Below are 1,177 nucleotides of genomic sequence, written 5' to 3'. Positions count from 1 at the left end.
GGTCCGCGTTCGCTCGCCACTACTTGCGGAGTCTCGGTTGATGTCCTTTCCTGCAGGTACTTAGATGTTTCAGTTCCCTGCGTTCGCTTCTTACACCTATGTATTCAGTGTAAGATACCTTTTTAACGATACTTGGAAACCTGTGGAGTTCGAACACTCGAACAACGTTAAAAAGAACTCTATGTCCTCACGCTGTCGCGATCTTCGATCGCTGCGCTGCGGACGGCGCGCCAAACGATTGGCGGCGACCTAACGGTCGCTGTGGGAGGTCCCACACTCATCTCTACAACGCTTAGTCTCAACTCAACAGATTTTCCAAGTATCTAAGGTGGGTTGCCCCATTCGGAGATCCATGGATCAAAGCTCATTCGCAGCTCCCCACGGCTTTTCGCAGCGTATCACGTCCTTCATCGCCTGTGCATGCCAAGGCATCCACCAAATGCCCTTACGACACTTAATCGTTCTCATTGCCAATGCTCATCCTTAGTCTGGATTTAGCAAAGCTTGCTCCCTCGCTTGCGCTCGGAAGGCTGCTAAATCTGACCATGCGGCAAACTTTCATTTGCCGAACCAGTCCGTCCCTCGCTCACTTACATGAACAAAAGACCTGCGACAGGAAGGTTACCTTTTACAACCAACCATANGGCCATGCGGCAAACTTTCATTTGCAGCACCGCTCCGTTCCTCGCCTGCCTCGCAGAGACAAGCAAAAACACCAAAACCCGGTTACCTTTTACAACCAGGTCATTCAGATGACATCGACGTGTCGGTATGGTCCCTCTTATAAAGCGCACACGCCGAGCGTGCGCCGGGCCATACCTTAAGACCAGCTTCTCGAGATCAATCCGGGAATGCGCGGTCAGGCAACATTCACGAGGATCATCTGTCAGATGAGAGCCTAAACTCTCAAACAACAAACGATCCCTTGACGGCACCATCTTTCAAGATGGTCCAGATCGATCTTCTCTTCACAATGTACGTCAGAACAGGCATCGCTACAAAAGCAATGCAAACTTTTACTTCTTCAAGGAAGACATTCAAACCAGAGCCTCAAAAACCAGCATCCGTCAGCAGCAACCAATCAAGTCAGCAACCGATCGATCAAACCGCCCAACAGGTGCCCAAACAGGTGCAAGGCACCACGCAAAGCGCCCTCGCGGAGGGCCTCGCCAAAGGC

The 1,177-nt window shown here is 51.4% G+C and carries 1 protein-coding gene and 1 rRNA gene; one reads left to right on the top strand and one right to left on the bottom strand.

What is annotated here, in order from left to right:
• Positions 1 to 460: ribosomal RNA gene (locus tag VQ830_RS28655) — 23S ribosomal RNA — on the bottom strand; the annotation flags it as partial.
• Positions 461 to 946: 486 nt separating this feature from the next.
• Between VQ830_RS28655 and VQ830_RS28650 the strand changes: the two genes are divergently transcribed.
• A partial coding sequence (locus VQ830_RS28650) for a hypothetical protein (RefSeq protein ID WP_337271532.1) occupies positions 947 to 1,177 on the top strand: 231 nt, incomplete at its 3' end.

It is taken from the genome of Oryzifoliimicrobium ureilyticum, from assembly GCF_037199735.1.
Lineage (GTDB): Bacteria > Pseudomonadota > Alphaproteobacteria > Rhizobiales > Rhizobiaceae > Rhizobium > Rhizobium ureilyticus.
The sequence above is the reverse complement of the archived record's forward strand: the minus strand, read 5'-3'. Positions and strand labels throughout refer to the sequence as shown.